Origin of the sequence: Cuneatibacter caecimuris (genome assembly GCF_004216775.1) — a bacterium.
GTDB lineage: Bacteria > Bacillota > Clostridia > Lachnospirales > Lachnospiraceae > Cuneatibacter > Cuneatibacter caecimuris.
Map to the genome: position 1 here is coordinate 271,682 of NZ_SGXF01000002.1, position 14,368 is coordinate 286,049.

Sequence of the window (14,368 nt, forward strand, 5' to 3'; positions counted from 1 at the left end):
AATCACGCAGAATGAAATTGATTTTACACTATCTGAAGCGGCATATGGGAATCTTCCTGATCTCCACCCTGTTTCTGACCATGGAAGCTTTTGCGGACCTGCTTCAGCCAACCTTTATGTCTTACATAGTGGATGAAGGAGTGGCGCGCGCTGATATCGGGCAAATTTTGTTCTATGGCGCCGTCATGCTGGGAATCGCCGCTGTGGGGGCGGTTTCCGCGGTCATGCGCAATCAGTTCGCCAGCCGCACCTCCCAGACTGTGGGCAAGGAACTGCGGCAGGATATGTACCATAATGTACAGAGCCTGTCTCTGGAAAACATCGACCGCCTGCAGCCCTCGTCGATTATCACCCGCATTACCAATGACGTAACACAGGTTCAGGAATTCATCAACAGCATTATGCGCATGATGGTCAAGGCCCCCATCACCTGTATCGGCGCGATCGTTCTGATCATCATACAGACGCCGAAGCAGGCGCCGGTCATGGCTGTGATCCTCGCCGCCGTATCGGCTCTGATCCTCTGCAACATGAAAATCGGATACCCCAGGTTTGGAACGGTTCAAAAAAAGCTGGACCGCCTCAACGGGGTGTCCAGAGAATTTTTATCTTCTGTCCGCGTGGTAAAAGCCTTTCAGGCTGAAGAAGAGGAAGCCGGAAAATTCAGCAGCGCTTCCGTAAACCTGGCGGCAGCAAATACCGCCGCCCTGCGCACCATGGCGGTCTTCGCCCCATTTATCAACCTGGCCGTTAATTTCGGCATTGTGCTTCTGCTCTGGATCTCCAGAAATCAGGAGAGCTCGCAGATCGGGCGGCTGATGGCGTCGGTCAATTACATGACCCAGGTGCTCTTTGCCGTCACCATGATCGCCAACATCATCAACACTGCGGTCCGCGCGCTGGCTTCTTCCCAGCGGATTCAGGAAGTGCTTTCCGAAACCCCGGCCCAGGCTGCGCCGGAACATCCGCTGAGGCCCGAAATAAAGGGGGATATTGTATTCGACCATGTTTTCTTCTCCTATGCGGGCGCAGGGCAAAATTCCCTGGAAGACGTCAGCTTTCATATTCCTGCCGGCAAGACCGTAGGCATTATCGGCCCCACGGGATCAGGAAAAACCACGCTTGTAAACCTTGTGCCCCGTTTTTATGACGCATCTCAGGGCCAGATCCTGGTCGACGGCTGCGACGTCCGGCAAATTGAAGAAAACCTCCTGCGCGCGGCGATTGCAGTCGTCCCGCAGAAAGCCCTGCTGTTCAGCGGAACCATCAGCGATAACCTGCGGTGGGGGCGGCAGGGCGCCAGTGAAGAAGAACTGGCGGAAGCGGCGGCGATTGCCTGCGCGGATTCTTTTATCCGCGAGACGGAACAAGGATACCTCACCTGGCTGGAACAAGGGGGCGTCAATCTGTCCGGCGGGCAGAAACAGCGCCTTTCTCTTGCCCGGGCTCTTGTCCGCAAACCGCGCATCCTCATTCTGGACGACTGCACCAGCGCCCTGGACGCCCAGACAGAATCCGCAGTTTTAAAAGGCCTGCGGAATATGGGCGGAAACATGACAGTTCTCCTGATCAGCCAGCGCATCTCCGCCGTCATGCAGGCCGACTGTATTCTCTGCCTTGATAACGGCGCTGTCCAGGGTTTCGGCACTCACAAAGAACTGATGGCTGGCTGTCAGATATACCGCGAAATCTACGATTCCCAGATTGGAGGCGATTCCAATGGCAGATAAAAATATGGTTCCTCCCGCAAATCTGAATGGGATTTCCCGTCCCGGACGGGGCATGGCCGCTGTGAAGCCGAAAAATTTCAAAGGAACCCTGCTGCGTCTGTGGAATCTGACAAAAGGGCACCGCAGAGGGCTGGGCTGGATCCTGCTCCTCTCCGCCCTGGCCTCCGGCGCGTCCATCCTGTCTCCTTATATCACAGGGAATGTAATCAACGCAATCAAAGACGGCGACCCAATCACTGTTGTCCTCATCATGCTCATCGCCCTGTATGCCGGCGAATGGCTGGTGAAATTTCTGCAGCAGTTTTTTATGGCTTCCATCGGCCAGCGGGTCATCCATCATATACGCCTGACGCTGTTTGAAAAAATCAAAACGCTCCCGCTCTCATTTTTTGACCGCCATCAGCACGGCGAACTGATGAGCCGCCTGACAAATGACGTGGACAATATCAGCACTACAATCTCAAATTCGCTGACGCTTCTTCTGACCTATGGGTTTACGATTATCGGTATCCTGACGATGATGCTCTGCCTCAGCCCTCTGCTGACTTTGGTGGCTCTGGCAGGCGTGGTTCTGATCTTTTTCCTGACAAAGGTGGTTACAAAGCACACCCGGCAGCTCTTCTCTGCGCAGCAGAAAAACCTGGGAATCCTGAACGGGCAGATTGAAGAAGGGATTTCCGGCCTCTCGGTAGTGAAGGCATTCTGCCGTGAAGAAGAGATGGAGCGGGAATTTGAAGAAAAGAATGAAAAGCTCTGCCGTGTTTCCATCCGGGCGCTGATCTGGTCCGGATACCTGATGCCCCTCATGAATGTGATCAACAACCTCTGCTACGTAGCCGTAGCGGTCTTCAGCGGCGCGCTGTACGTCGCCGGAAAAATCTCCGGCCTCGGGCTGATCACAAGCTTTCTCCTTTATGTCCGCCAGTTCACCCGGCCTTTTGTGGAGATCGCCAATATCTATAACAATTTCCAGACTGCCGTGGCAGGGGCGGAACGAATATTTGAAATCCTGGACAAAACGCCTGAACCGGAAGATAAAAAGGACGCGCTCCCGCTTACGCATCCCCGGGGGGATGTAGTGATGGACCACGTTTGGTTCGGCTATACCCCGGAAAAGCCGGTGCTGAAAGATATTTCTCTCTCTATTCCCGCAGGAACTCAGGTTGCTGTTGTGGGGCCCACCGGCTCCGGAAAAACAACTGTCATCAATCTGCTTACACGCTTTTACGATGTGACCGGAGGCAGCATCACCCTTGACGGGCATGACCTCAGGGATTACAGAATGCAGGATCTGCGCAGGGTATTCGGCGTCGTCCTGCAGGATACCTCCCTGTTCGCTTCCAGCGTGCGGGACAATATCGCTTACGGGCAGAGCGGGGCGGCAATGGAGCAAATCAAAGAAGCCGCCAGAACTGCCGGCGCGGATGCATTTATTGAACGTCTCCCCAGAAGCTATGATACGGTGCTGGAACAGGGAGGAGCGGAGCTCTCCCAGGGGGAGCGCCAGCTTCTGACCATTGCCCGCGCGGTGCTGACCAACGCGCCGATCATGATCCTGGATGAGGCGACTAGTTCTGTAGATACGGTTACGGAGCAGAAAATCCGGCGCGCCATGCTAAAAATCTGCCAGGGGCGCACCTCTTTTATCATCGCCCACCGGCTTTCCACAATCCGTGATTCTGATCTCATTGTGCTGATCGAAGACGGAACCATAGCGGAAATGGGAACTCATGAAGAACTGATCCAGCTGGGCGGCAGATATGCGATGATGTACAAAACTCAGACGGGAAGCGCAGATATCTGATCCGCTGCCGCTCCCGGCCTATCCTCTTAAGAACCAGGCATTTTCCCCGCCGTCAGAGGCTCTGCTCCTCCTGACAGCAAAAGAAAATCGCCTGGTTTTCGTGTATGTGGCTCTGGTGTTCTCTGACAATCCGTATTTCATTTGCGTACCCGTCCAGATCGTTGGGCGTTTCCAGAGCAAAAGGAAGCCCGTAAAGAGCGGGATGCTCTGTCACTGCCAGCAGCGCGTCCAAACCGATCTTTCCCTTCCCCAGCTTGGCATGCCTGTCTTTATGGCTGCCCAATTCATTCTGGCTGTCATTCAAATGCACTGCCTTCAACCGGTCCAGCCCCACGATCCGGTCAAACTCTTCCAATACGCCCTCCAGATTCCCCACAATATCGTACCCGCCGTCAAACACATGGCAGGTATCCAGGCACACTCCCATCCGTTCTTTGCATTCCACTCTTTCCAAAATGTCCCGCAGTTCTTCGAATCTGCCGCCCACTTCAGTCCCTTTTCCGGCCATGGTCTCCAACAGCACTGTGGTTCGCTGTTCCGGCCGCATCACCTGGTTCAGTGTTTCCGCAATCTGCGCGATTCCAGCCTCCGCCCCCTGGCCCACATGGCTTCCGGGATGGAAATTATACAGGCAGCCGGGCAGATGCTCCAGCCTGTCCAGGTCATCCGCCATAGTCCTGCGCACAAACTCCCGTATCTTGGGGTCAGCCGAGCAGGCGTTCATCGTATAGGACGCATGGGCTATCACAGGGCCAAACCCGTGCTCCCTCATTAACTCCGCCAGCCTCCCCGCGTCTTCCGGATCAAGGGCTTTGGCATTACCGCCCCGGGGATTGCGGGTGAAAAACTGGAATGTATTGGCTCCGATTTTCAGCGCCGTCTCGCCCATATGATAAAAACCTTTTGCAGAAGATAGATGGGAACCAATTAAAAACATTTTTTTTAAATCTCCTCTTGATATTTTTTTTAAGATATGGTAATATATTCGTTGTGCAGATGTAGTTCATTGGTAGAATATCAGCTTCCCAAGCTGAGGAGGCGGGTTCGATTCCCGTCATCTGCTTTTTGAAACCCTTGTTGAGCAAGGGTTTTTTTGTTGCATAGGAAACTGTGTTGCCTAGGCAGCAAAACCCTCCGGGAATCGCACCCCAGCAGATCTTGGTCTATCGGCACAGCAAAAAATGTACACTCATATTATTAAGACATTTTATATTTTGCAATATTATAGCGCAAAAGTCAAATCTATTTTCCCTCTGCTGCATCCCTGCAAATCTCCCCCCATTCCTTCGGATAATCAAACACCCTGATTCCATACTCGCACCCCGGCAGCCGTTCCAGCATCCTCACGGCAATCTCCAGAGCCGCGTCCCCGTCCCTGACTGCCCGGGAGTTTCCCCAGACCTCCACCGCCACGGCAGGATTCAGCGTCCCTCCTGCCAGTTCAAGCCCCTCAGGGTCATAAAAAATCCTGTCTATGGCTCTTTCCTCCGCCACCCGGTACTGATCCCGGGTCCTCAGAATATAAATTCCATTATCCGCGCTCATTTCCGTCCTCCTCTGCTGCTTTTGTGATTGGTATTTTCAGGAAATTCTTTTTCTGGTTTCCGCACCGGCATGATCCTCCGCGCTGTGCCCGGACAGCCACTCTTCCAGCAGGCATTCCAGCATCCCCAGCTTTTTGATCACCGTTTCCTTTTCTCTGGAAGTCCGGCTGTCACAGGCCATATCAAAAGTTTTAAACCCGTATTTCTCCACCGGCCTGCAGTGCAGCTCATCCTGAAACGCTTCCAGAAAACCGCCAAAAGCCTGCAAATTTTCATTCCGCTTTGCAAATCTGCAGGCCAGAGCAAGCCAGATAAAAGCGTCTTTGCTGTTGAACATGCCGCGAAACCTTTCCTTCAAAAGATTCTCCATCCGATCCAATACATTCCGCAGTATTTCGAACTCTTTCGCCGTTCCATGCGTGTTTAAATATTTTCCCATCCGTCCCGCCTGCTTCTGCCAGTGGCCGGAATGAAAAGCCGCCGTCACTGTTTCGCAGATCACCCACTCATAGACCCCATGGATTTTTTCCCGCTCTGTAAAGGATGCGCAGTTCTTAAAAAATCCGTGGCCTGCCAGCTCCCTGATCCTTCCGGCATACCTGTAAACATGGGTCAGCGCTGTCTGGGAGGAACTCATGGGTATTTGATTGTTGTACCTGCGTATCAGGCCGGATATCTGTTCTGTGGAGCAGCGGGGATGGATCACAGTCCTGACAGGAAAACTGTCGAAAGCCTGTTTCAGTTCTCCAGGAAGAGATTCAAATACGGCTCCCCTTAAATCAAAAACACCATCTGTTTCCCCCGGCTTGCATTCTATTATGCTGTTTTCCAGAGCGGAAGTGACTTTATAATTTCCATAACGGAAAAGCATCAGGCAGGAGGTCCTCTGTACGCCGTCCGCCAGCCATAGCCGCGCCGGTTCTCCTTTCCGTTCTTCTTCTCCCAGGATGACAGGCTGCATATAGTCTCCGGTGAGCGCTGTATAAATCAGCTCGTTCCTCATTCCCGCATCCCACTGCCCCGCCAGGCGCTGCACGTCCCGGTCCTCCCGGATCTCTCCCCTTTTTACCATCTCCAGATAATTTATCAGTGAATATGTATGTTCTCTGATCTGTCTTCCCATTATTCTCCTCCTCATTCTCTAAAGTAACACTTTGATATTCTCATACGCCTGTATGCCGCACAGGCAATCTTTATAAGTTTTTGGGGAAAGCGCCAGCATTTTTCTGATTTCAGTCCCAATATATCCGTCCGACAGAAGCGTAACGATCTCCCGCTGGATTTCAGAGAGTTTTCCAAGATATACTTCCATCCTGTCCTCTTCAGAAATCCCCAGCCGCTCTGCCAGCTCCCTGTCCAAGTCAAAGGAAGAGGGGATCATTTCTGCCAGCTCCGCGCTGCCGTCCTCTCCTGCCGGCGCGTCGATGGATACACAGCAATAATCTCCCTGCCTCTTCAGCCTGTTCCGTTTCGTAATCTCCGTATGAATCCTCTTCCGAAGACAGGAATATAAAAAGCCGTCAAAACAGCGGTTTCCGTCGTACCGTTCCAGCGCTTTGCAGAAGACCTCATTGGCCAGAGAATAAAAATCATCTTTGTCCATCTGCCGCAGGCCTCCGAATTTACACAGGATAGAGTCCACCATCCTCCGCAGTTTTTTTCCGTTATTCTTATAATATTCCGCCAGTAATTGTTCCGTATCTTCCAATTCTGCCGCCCCCTTCTGCCTGAGTCCAATTCCAGGCTTCTTTTTGTTCCGAATCAGTTCGCTTATCGATCGAATATTTGTTCTTTATTTTGTGAGGCTATTTTACCTCTTTTTTCCAGTCTTGTCAAGTTTATTTCTATGTAATTCCGCAAATTATTTCCTATATATTTTTTATTTTAGTACTTAAAATTGGTTTTCCGCAAATAACCGTTCATTTTGAGTGAATCTGAAAACCAAAAAGAGAAACAGAACATAACAGTGGTTTTCTGACAGTTTAAAAGCAGGAGGACTTATGGAAACAGAATATTTTTTGGAAAATCAGTATGACGCGGTTTACAATCAGCTCTGCCTGGCGTACCGGCCCAAAAGTGACGAAGAACTGACAGCGCTCTGGGCCTATCACCAGACGCACCACAAACAGCGGGGCGACCGCCACTGGATCGGCTTCCTGGTCTGCGAAGACCTGCTGCGCCAGAGGGGAAACACCATTCTGGACCGGACATACCCTAAAAATTAAAAATTCAGCTTGAAAGGACGAATCACTATGAAAAAGACAAACCAATCTTATCTGCCGGCAACCCCGCCGAAAATCCCCACCCGCCAGGAATTCCACCGGCAATTCGGCGGCGTGGTCACTCCCCGGGATTTCAATTCCGCTTATCCTACCTACCCCAGCTATCTCGCTCCCCGCATTTCCTCTGCCCAGCAGTTTGACCGGAGCTGCCAGAGAGACATGGAACAAAGATAAGGAGGAATCATGGGAAAATACGGATTAAAGATCAAAAATATTGAGGCCGGCACATTATATGAATACAATTTAGGGCTCAGGGAGCACTATGAATCCCAGGACGCCATGTTCACCAACAGCCTGTTTTATGATTTCCTATTAAAAAACGGAATGAAAGTATGGAAAGAAGATTCCACCCGTGACCTCATCTGCCTGGAATTTAATTTCGGCTCCAGATCTTTTGAAGAAGAAATCAAAGGCCTTCGGAAGGCTGCCGGAAAAGCCAGGACAGAATACCGGATCGCCAGAGCCGGAGGCTGCAAAGACCAGATCCAAAGCGCCAGACAGAAACGGAAAAGAATCGCATCCCTCTTTCTGGCCGCAGGACAGCGCAAGGATCAGTACCATAAAAAATCCAAAGAAGAAATCCGCGCGCTGTTTTATGAGGAAGGGGTGGACGTGGAATATGCCGCCAGGGCCCGGGACGGCTCTGTCCGCAGCCGGGAAACCATCCACTACAAAATGCTGTACCGCAGCACCGGGAAAGCCAAAAAAGGGTCCTGCATGTTTATCCGGGAAAAACTCTGGAAAAAGGCCATAGATTTCTTATATATGGGAATCCGGCTGCCAAAGCAGGACGCGGCCATTGTGGAAATCAGCGCCTACGCGCCCCTGGTATCCAGCACAATCATTGACCGGATTCAGATCAATCCGGAAAATATCCTGATTCTGAAGGATGTGGACAGAATTTTTCATACCGATGTGATCAGCGTGGAAACAGACGAGAACAAACAATGCAGGGCGAAACGTCGAAAAAACTACCCGCTGAAAAACACATTGTTTGACGGACAGGCCCTCATCGACAGCAGCCTCTTCCCTTCCTGGGGAAACGGCTACCTCCTCCTGCGCCATCACTTCTGCAAAATGGCAGCCTTTTGCTGCCGCATCCAGGATTTTTTCCGGGAGTACTTCGGAGAGGACTACCCCACCGCCACGGTCAAGGACATGTTCGGCAAAGAACACTTTGTCAAAGACATTCAGCTGGTCACCACGGACAATGCCATGAAATGGCTGAAATTCGGCGTTTCCTATGAAAGCTGGTGCCAGAAAGTCCGGGAAAACGGCTCCCGGTTCGGTATTGTAAAAACTGCCCATGAAAGCAAGCTGGGGGAGGTCCAGAAAATGAGCTACCAGATGGTCAACTCCCTCTCCAGAGAAAGCATGCCGGGGGTGGTGCAGGAAAGCGTCCAGTATCTCGCAGAGCTGAAAAAGGATACCGGCAAGTTTCTGGACTATCTGGAAAAGAACAGCAATTTCTCCAATGATTTTGAGGTGCTGGCCGCATTGTGCCGGCAGAACCCGGATTTTTCCAGGAGCGATTACTTCAGAGACCGGAAGCGGAAAATTATCGAAGCCTGCGCCCGCCATATAAGAAGCGGTAAAATCATCCAGAACGCGGAAAACCTTGTAATAGTAGGGTCTCCCTTTGCCATGCTGCTTTACGGCGCCACAGGAGACCAATCCTCCGTTGACAAAGACGCCACCTTTTCCGCAGAGAAAGACGCCATCCAATGCTACACGGAGCGGTTCCGGCCCGGAGAATATCTGGCGTTCTTCCGAAGCCCTTTTAACAGCAGAAATAACCTGACCTGCCTGCACAATATTGACCACCCGTTTTTTCATCAGTATTTCTCCTTCGGCAGGCAGATTGTGGCCGTCAATCTCTGCGGCACGGATTTTCAGGACAGAAACAACGGCTCCGACCAGGATTCTGACAGCGGCTATACCACAAACCAGCCGGATATTGTGGAGCATGCCAGAAGGTGCTATCGGGAATATCCCACCATTGTGAACAACATCCCCAGAAATATCAATACCTATCCCAACACGCCGGACAGCTATGCCAGGATCGACAGCAGCCTGGCAAAATCCCAGACAGATATCGGAGAATCCAGCAACCTGGCCCAGCTGGCCCAGACCTATTCCTATCAGTTCCTTGACCCGAAGTACAGCGATTCTGTGTGCATTCTCTCTGTATTGGCCCAGGCTGCCATCGACAGCGCAAAACGGCGGTTCGATATCGACCTGGACGGGGAAATCAAACGGATTCGGAAAGAGCTGGATATCAAAACCCACAAATATCCCAAATTCTGGCGGCTGATCAAAAAAGACTGCAAACCGGAGGATGTAAACCCCTCTCTGGACTGCCCCATGAACTTCCTCTGCGACCTGAGCCTCCCGGAATTCCGCTCCCCGGACGCCACCCTTCCCCTCTCCGGTTTCTTCCTCAAACATCCCCTGGACATCAACCGCAAAACCTGCCGCAGGGCGGAAGAGCTGATCTCCAAATATTCTCTGGATCTGTATTCCTATAATATTGAAGAAAACGACAACGGAAAATATCTGCTGTTAAGAAACGATTTTGAAGATCTGATCCGGGACATCCGGAAAACCCGCCTCTCCGGCAATTATCTGGGCCTGTTTTCCTGGCTCATCGACCGGGCGTTCCTGATCACGCCCCAGATCAATAAAAATAATTTCAGGCTGAAATCAGTCATTCATAAGAACAAATCCATTCTTCTGAAAACCCTCTATGAAATCAATCAGGAAAACCTGCTGAGCTGTTTTACAAAATCCTGTTGAGCGTTTCATTTTTCGGGACACTTGAACCGGGCCCTGGCCTCTTTCCCTTTGATTTATCAGGAGTTTGCGGATTTCCATAATATCCCCTAATGAGGGAGAAAGAAAATATTTGCGCAAATACCCTCTTTACTCCAACCAGGCAGGCGTTTTCCAAAATCGCCTGCCTTTCCTATAAACCGCGCCGCGGCGGCACTTTCCTGCTCCGCTGCGGCGCGCATGCCGCGGACACAGCGGCGGATACGGGAGGTGATTTTTCTGAACGAATCAATACTGCGGGATATCGGAATCTATAAAGACAAGCTGATCAGCGCGTTTACCGGTTCCAGAGATGTGACAGAAATCCTGCTGGGCGAAAACGCCGGGGAGACACCCGCAGAGGAACTCCTCTTCACCAGGATTTTCCCCTATCTGGAAATGGACGAATCAAAGCCGGAAGAGGTCTCTTACCTCTGCCTGGAAACAGACATACCCTCCGTCCCTTCCAGAATGGTCAAAAATCTGCGGATCACCGTTTGGGCCTACTGCCACAAAAACTGCCTGAACTATTCCAGAGCCGGCTATGCCGGAACCAGGGCGGACCAGCTGGCGGACGCGGCCGAAAGGGCCTTACGAAACCTGCAGGATCTGGGCATGGGAAACCTCCGCCTGGAATCCGCCTCTTATCTGAGCCCCGCAGGCAGCAAATACTATGGCAGACAGATGACTTTTACTGTTTCGGACTTAAAGGTGAAAAATTCACCATGAGCATCTATACGTCTTTTGACTATCTGAGCAATGAACCCTTCTATCTGGAAGGGATCGGGACAGTAAAATGCCCCACGCTGCGGGATATCCGCCGGATTACTTACCGGGTTTTCGAGCTGTACCTGAGCCTCGTCACCATCACCAGGGACAGCCTGTTAAAACTCTCCGGCATGGAAGAACAGTTCAGCGCCATGAGCGGTTCCGAACAGGAAGCCGCTTCTCTCTTTCACCTTCTTCTGTATAAAAATCCGGAGCTGATGATGGGCATGCTGAAATTCTTTTTGCTGGATGAGGTGGAATTCAACGCGGAGACAGGCAGATTCGACATCTCATCCGCCTCGCAGGAAAAAATCCCCATGGGGTCTGTGGGAAGCGATAATTTCGAACTGTTCCAGGAAGAAATGAAATATATCCTGGGACTGGGGCAAAAAGAAAGCCTGGCGCCGAAATTTGCCAATGAAACCGCCAGAAAGCTGTATCAGAAGCTGGAACAGCACCGGGAAGACCAGAAGAAGAACCAGAAAGCGGATGAAAACTACTCTCTGGACAATATGGTCAGAAAATACTGCACCCACAACAAAGTGGGAATCAACATCCTGAACGTCTGGGACATGACCTATTATCAGTTCCACTCCATGTTCAGCGAATACTGCAGCGGCCGCCATTACGACTTCAACGACAGCATGGCAGCCAACACCTTTTCATTCAAAAAATCATCCGACTACAAACCCATGGAATACCTGAAAAAACTAAATATGTGATTTTAAATTCAAGGAGGAAATACAATATGGACATTAATATGGCAAACAGACAGTGCTGCGATCTGGACATCAGAGACTACAAGACAAAGACACCCTGGATGTACGCGGATTTCTGCAACACCACCACAATGGGCTTCAGCTCCGACGCAGTATACGCCAACAAGAAAGGCCAGAAATGCATTAAGTTCGACAACCCGCTGGACGGCACCATCGCAATGACCTTCCAGGTACATCCCTTCAGAGTATACGCCATGCTCAGCGACGGCGAAATCGAGACTTCCGCAGTGATCGCCAGAAAGGAAATCATTAAGGCTTCTGCCGCCGGTTCTCTGACCCTGGCAAACACGCCTGTGGCCGGTTCTGTGTTCGTTTACGCAGAAGATGATTTCGGCGGAAAAGCCATTGAAGGCACTGTGGCTGAAAAAGTATTCACAGCCAAAGAATCTTCCGCGCTGGTGAAGGATACTGCCTATGCGGTAGCCTATCTGGAGGAAAAGACTTCCGGCGTACAGAAAGTTTCCTTCAACAACAAGAAAGTTCCCAAGGACTTCTATATCCAGATGTCCACACTGGACAAGGACGAAAACGGCTCTCTGGTTCCCATGAGAATCACCGCTTACAAGGCGTCTCCCCAGAGAAATCTGGAGCTGTCCTTCTCTTCCGACGGAGATCCCGCTGAAATCACCATCACCTGCGACGCGCTGGTGGACGAAGACGGCAACGTTCTGGACATGATCGAGATCACGGAAGATAACAACTGAGTAACTGAGGCTGAGTTTGCCTGAGATGTTACGCTGGGCCGGCCCATTCCCGCCGGTCCGGTGAAAATATTGTAGTTGAATCAGACACCCGGGGGCGTCCGCTGCAATATCCATTCGCAGAGGACGCCCCTTTTTTGTTGTATAAAAAACTGCGTTCCCTATGCAACAAAACCCTCCGGTGGATGCGCACTACGCGCTAAGGAAATATGGCTGCGAAAACACCGCGCTTCGGCGCGAGAGTCCGGCACCTTTTTATATACACCGGGAAAGAAAGGAACTATGAAAAAACGAATTTTTGACAGTCTGGAAGAAGTGACCGGCGCTTTTGGAGAAGGCGGGATCATCCCCATCACTTCCATGAAACAGGTGATGTTTTATATCTCCCGCTATCAGATCCAGCCGGTCTGGATCTGCCCTTCCACCACGAATGAAGGGAAAATGGCCTATTATTTTATCAAGGCTGAAACAAAGAAACCTTATGAAGAATGGATGAAAACGAAAGGAGAGATCTGACATGGAGTTTTTCAATGAATTTATCACGCCCTTGATCGTAGGCATCTGCCTCTGCGCAGGTTACGTGGTCAAGCACTGGATCAAAGATGTCAGCAATAAAATCATTCCCACTGTTGTAGCTGTTCTGGGCGTTTTTCTGGCTGTCTGGATCAACGGCTGGGAAATCACGCCCCAGGCGCTCTTGAGCGGCCTGATCTCCGGCCTGGCCTCCACCGGCCTCTATGAGCTCTTCCGCCAGTATATTGAGAAAAATTCTGCCGGCGGCGGGAAATGAAAGGACAGGTGCCGCATGAATGGAAACAATGACACAGCTCATGGAACTTGATCTCCTCTCACTGCTCATCGGCATTTTCATGATCTTATCCGCCCTGGTGTCCATTTTCACCCTGGTATCCAAATTCCTGGCCTATATCGGCCGCCCGCTGAAATGGATCAGAGGAAAGGACCAGGATCACGCGCTGCTGCTGACCACCGCCTCCGCCCTGTCCGAACTGCAGAAAAAGCAGGAGGAGGACGTCCGGCAGTCCATCCGCCATGACAAAGAAATCAAGGCGGACCTGGAAAACCTGCTGCAGATGTTTCTGGATAAAGAAATTGACGACTGGCGCTGGGAAATCCTGGACTTTGCTTCCGCCCTCTCCTCCGGCAGACAGTACAGCAAAGAACAGTTCACCCATGTCTTCGCCATTTTTGAAAAATACGAGCAGGTGCTGGAAACAAACAATCTCACCAACGGACAGACCGCCATGAGCATGGAGGTCATCAATGAGATCTACAAAGAACGCCTGAAAAACGGCTTCGCCACATTCTAAAATAAAAAGGAGCACAATATGATCACTTATTTCAAAATGAAGAAATCCGAATGGAAAGCAAAATTTATCTTTTACCGCGCAGCAATTCAGTTCCTGGAAGCTGTTCTGGCCGAAAAGAATTTTGGTCAGAGTCCTGCGGATTCAGAGCGGGACGATGCGTAACACTGCCCTGATTCCTCCAAGGACAGTTCATTTCCAAGAAAGGAGAGGAACATGAAAAATGATATGGATCTTCTGGTGAAGGCGATCCGGGAGGCCAATGGCATCCGGGAAGATATCGCCAAGATCCAGAAAGCAGTGAACAAGACTTCTGTCCGCATTCCTGCGAAAATTGACCAGAACGGGCTGCTGGACAGCGTGAAGCAGATCGCCCCGGATCTGGAGAAGGCCCTGGGCAAGGCCATTAAATCGACTATACAAATCGACGATATTTCCCTAAAAAATGCTGTGGCGCAGGTTGAGAAGGCTTATGTGAAAGCTGCACTAAAAGTCACTGCTCCGACCAGCCAGTCTATCGCAAAAAGCAGTTTTGGTCAGGATAGTAAAACATCAACAGCCAACAAGCAAACTACAAACCTCGGTAAATACATATGAGCGTATGTAATTCAAATCAGAGTCTTT

The 14,368-nt window shown here is 51.0% G+C and carries 17 protein-coding genes and 1 tRNA gene; 14 read left to right on the plus strand and 4 right to left on the minus strand.

The genetic code is table 11. The features are described 5' to 3' along the window. Positions 1-11: 11 nt before the first annotated feature. Entirely contained in the window at positions 12-1,730 is a 1,719-nt protein-coding gene (locus EV209_RS07480) for an ABC transporter ATP-binding protein (RefSeq protein ID WP_130434663.1), read from the plus strand. Next, on the plus strand, positions 1,720-3,534 hold the full coding sequence (locus tag EV209_RS07485; protein WP_243647540.1) for an ABC transporter ATP-binding protein: 1,815 nt from the start codon (positions 1,720-1,722) through the stop codon (positions 3,532-3,534). Before EV209_RS07480 ends, EV209_RS07485 begins: the two co-directional genes overlap by 11 nt. Before the next feature lie 52 nt (positions 3,535-3,586). On the opposite strand, the gene EV209_RS07490 is transcribed toward EV209_RS07485, so the two are convergent. Then, the gene (locus EV209_RS07490) at positions 3,587-4,471 is read right to left on the minus strand and encodes a deoxyribonuclease IV (protein ID WP_130434665.1); all 885 of its coding nucleotides are present in this window, start codon (positions 4,469-4,471) and stop codon (positions 3,587-3,589) included. A 55-nt stretch (positions 4,472-4,526) separates the two neighbouring features. On the opposite strand from EV209_RS07490, the gene EV209_RS07495 reads away from it, so the two are divergent. Further along, a tRNA-Gly gene (locus EV209_RS07495) sits at positions 4,527-4,597 on the plus strand. Between the two features lie 179 nt (positions 4,598-4,776). Here the strand turns inward: EV209_RS07495 and EV209_RS07500 are convergent. The 3 genes from EV209_RS07500 to EV209_RS07510 are packed head-to-tail and all read right to left on the minus strand — an operon-like array spanning position 4,777 to position 6,786. Continuing rightward, positions 4,777-5,079 carry a hypothetical protein gene (locus EV209_RS07500; protein WP_130434667.1) on the minus strand — a complete coding sequence of 101 codons (303 nt, stop codon included), beginning with the start codon at positions 5,077-5,079 and terminating at the stop codon, positions 4,777-4,779. 36 nt (positions 5,080-5,115) lie between these two features. Further along, positions 5,116-6,201 (minus strand): hypothetical protein, encoded by a 1,086-nt coding sequence (locus EV209_RS07505; protein WP_130434669.1) that lies wholly within the window; start codon positions 6,199-6,201, stop codon positions 5,116-5,118. Positions 6,202-6,219: 18 nt separating this feature from the next. Continuing rightward, on the minus strand, positions 6,220-6,786 hold the full coding sequence (locus tag EV209_RS07510) for a hypothetical protein (protein WP_130434671.1): 567 nt from the start codon (positions 6,784-6,786) through the stop codon (positions 6,220-6,222). Between the two features lie 292 nt (positions 6,787-7,078). Between EV209_RS07510 and EV209_RS07515 the strand changes: the two genes are divergently transcribed. The 11 genes from EV209_RS07515 to EV209_RS07560 all read left to right on the plus strand — a co-directional run bounded on the left by EV209_RS07515 (position 7,079) and on the right by EV209_RS07560 (position 14,341). Further along, positions 7,079-7,303, plus strand: coding sequence for a hypothetical protein (locus EV209_RS07515; RefSeq protein WP_130434673.1), 225 nt, complete (start codon positions 7,079-7,081; stop codon positions 7,301-7,303). Positions 7,304-7,330: 27 nt separating this feature from the next. Then, positions 7,331-7,534 carry a hypothetical protein gene (locus EV209_RS07520; protein WP_130434675.1) on the plus strand — a complete coding sequence of 68 codons (204 nt, stop codon included), beginning with the start codon at positions 7,331-7,333 and terminating at the stop codon, positions 7,532-7,534. A 9-nt stretch (positions 7,535-7,543) separates the two neighbouring features. Continuing rightward, positions 7,544-10,156 carry a hypothetical protein gene (locus EV209_RS07525; protein ID WP_130434677.1) on the plus strand — a complete coding sequence of 871 codons (2,613 nt, stop codon included), beginning with the start codon at positions 7,544-7,546 and terminating at the stop codon, positions 10,154-10,156. Between the two features lie 216 nt (positions 10,157-10,372). Then, complete coding sequence (locus EV209_RS07530) at positions 10,373-10,900, plus strand: YomW family phage-derived protein (protein ID WP_130434679.1); 528 nt, start codon at positions 10,373-10,375, stop codon at positions 10,898-10,900. After that, on the plus strand, positions 10,897-11,661 hold the full coding sequence (locus EV209_RS07535) for a hypothetical protein (protein ID WP_207220585.1): 765 nt from the start codon (positions 10,897-10,899) through the stop codon (positions 11,659-11,661). Before EV209_RS07530 ends, EV209_RS07535 begins: the two co-directional genes overlap by 4 nt. A gap of 26 nt (positions 11,662-11,687) precedes the next feature. Further along, the gene (locus tag EV209_RS07540) at positions 11,688-12,422 is read left to right on the plus strand and encodes a YomU family phage tail tube protein (RefSeq protein WP_130434681.1); all 735 of its coding nucleotides are present in this window, start codon (positions 11,688-11,690) and stop codon (positions 12,420-12,422) included. Between the two features lie 279 nt (positions 12,423-12,701). Beyond that, complete coding sequence (locus tag EV209_RS07545) at positions 12,702-12,935, plus strand: hypothetical protein (RefSeq protein ID WP_130434683.1); 234 nt, start codon at positions 12,702-12,704, stop codon at positions 12,933-12,935. A gap of 1 nt (position 12,936) precedes the next feature. Next, positions 12,937-13,209 (plus strand): phage holin family protein, encoded by a 273-nt coding sequence (locus EV209_RS07550; RefSeq protein WP_130434685.1) that lies wholly within the window; start codon positions 12,937-12,939, stop codon positions 13,207-13,209. 19 nt (positions 13,210-13,228) lie between these two features. Beyond that, on the plus strand, positions 13,229-13,747 hold the full coding sequence (locus tag EV209_RS07555; protein WP_130434687.1) for a hypothetical protein: 519 nt from the start codon (positions 13,229-13,231) through the stop codon (positions 13,745-13,747). 18 nt (positions 13,748-13,765) lie between these two features. Further along, on the plus strand, positions 13,766-13,909 hold the full coding sequence (locus EV209_RS16300; RefSeq protein WP_165388855.1) for a hypothetical protein: 144 nt from the start codon (positions 13,766-13,768) through the stop codon (positions 13,907-13,909). 51 nt (positions 13,910-13,960) lie between these two features. Further along, complete coding sequence (locus EV209_RS07560; protein ID WP_130434689.1) at positions 13,961-14,341, plus strand: hypothetical protein; 381 nt, start codon at positions 13,961-13,963, stop codon at positions 14,339-14,341. The last annotated feature ends 27 nt before the right edge of the window (positions 14,342-14,368 follow it).

Coding starts and splice junctions, on each gene's coding strand:
- EV209_RS07480 (WP_130434663.1), top strand. CDS start 12: ATGAAATTGATTTTACACTATCTGAAGCGGCATATGGGAATCTTCCTG.
- EV209_RS07485 (WP_243647540.1), top strand. CDS start 1,720: ATGGCAGATAAAAATATGGTTCCTCCCGCAAATCTGAATGGGATTTCC.
- EV209_RS07490 (WP_130434665.1), bottom strand. CDS start 4,471: ATGTTTTTAATTGGTTCCCATCTATCTTCTGCAAAAGGTTTTTATCAT.
- EV209_RS07500 (WP_130434667.1), bottom strand. CDS start 5,079: ATGAGCGCGGATAATGGAATTTATATTCTGAGGACCCGGGATCAGTAC.
- EV209_RS07505 (WP_130434669.1), bottom strand. CDS start 6,201: ATGGGAAGACAGATCAGAGAACATACATATTCACTGATAAATTATCTG.
- EV209_RS07515 (WP_130434673.1), top strand. CDS start 7,079: ATGGAAACAGAATATTTTTTGGAAAATCAGTATGACGCGGTTTACAAT.
- EV209_RS07520 (WP_130434675.1), top strand. CDS start 7,331: ATGAAAAAGACAAACCAATCTTATCTGCCGGCAACCCCGCCGAAAATC.
- EV209_RS07525 (WP_130434677.1), top strand. CDS start 7,544: ATGGGAAAATACGGATTAAAGATCAAAAATATTGAGGCCGGCACATTA.
- EV209_RS07530 (WP_130434679.1), top strand. CDS start 10,373: ATGCCGCGGACACAGCGGCGGATACGGGAGGTGATTTTTCTGAACGAA.
- EV209_RS07535 (WP_207220585.1), top strand. CDS start 10,897: ATGAGCATCTATACGTCTTTTGACTATCTGAGCAATGAACCCTTCTAT.
- EV209_RS07540 (WP_130434681.1), top strand. CDS start 11,688: ATGGACATTAATATGGCAAACAGACAGTGCTGCGATCTGGACATCAGA.
- EV209_RS07545 (WP_130434683.1), top strand. CDS start 12,702: ATGAAAAAACGAATTTTTGACAGTCTGGAAGAAGTGACCGGCGCTTTT.
- EV209_RS07550 (WP_130434685.1), top strand. CDS start 12,937: ATGGAGTTTTTCAATGAATTTATCACGCCCTTGATCGTAGGCATCTGC.
- EV209_RS07555 (WP_130434687.1), top strand. CDS start 13,229: ATGGAAACAATGACACAGCTCATGGAACTTGATCTCCTCTCACTGCTC.
- EV209_RS16300 (WP_165388855.1), top strand. CDS start 13,766: ATGATCACTTATTTCAAAATGAAGAAATCCGAATGGAAAGCAAAATTT.
- EV209_RS07560 (WP_130434689.1), top strand. CDS start 13,961: ATGAAAAATGATATGGATCTTCTGGTGAAGGCGATCCGGGAGGCCAAT.